The following is a 424-nucleotide window of genomic DNA, read 5'->3' as shown; positions in this document are numbered from 1 at the left end:
CACGATCAGCATGTTTTGCCAATCGAATGCCAGGGGCAGCAGGCCTTCGACCAGAATACGAAGCGTCATTGCAAAGGCGGCCACCTTCGGCGCACCGGCAATCAGCAGCGTCACGGCCGTCGGCGAGCCTTGGTACACATCGGGCACCCACATGTGGAACGGTGCCACACCAAGCTTGAAGCCCAGGCCAGCAACAATGAACACCACGCCAAACACGAGGATCGTCTTGTTGATCTCGCCGTTCTTGATGGCGTCAAACACCTTGCCCAGTTCCAGCGAGCCGGTCGCGCCGTACAGCATCGACATGCCGTACAGCAACAGGCCCGATGCCAATGCGCCGAGGATGAAATACTTCATGGCCGATTCGGACGACACGTTCGAACGGCGACGCAGCGCTACCAGCGTGTACGACGCCAGCGACAGC

1 protein-coding gene is annotated in these 424 nt (G+C 59.9%); it reads right to left on the bottom strand.

Features of this window, described 5'->3' with window-relative positions:
* Window positions 1–424, bottom strand: a 424-nt coding sequence (locus KDL01_RS47275; protein ID WP_281415874.1) for a proton-conducting transporter transmembrane domain-containing protein, incomplete at both ends; no start/stop codon positions are given.

The sequence above is a fragment of the Actinospica durhamensis genome (assembly GCF_018139695.1).
GTDB lineage: Bacteria > Actinomycetota > Actinomycetes > Streptomycetales > Catenulisporaceae > Actinospica > Actinospica durhamensis.
Note: the sequence above shows the minus strand (reverse complement) of the source record. Positions and strands in the feature narration are given on the sequence as shown.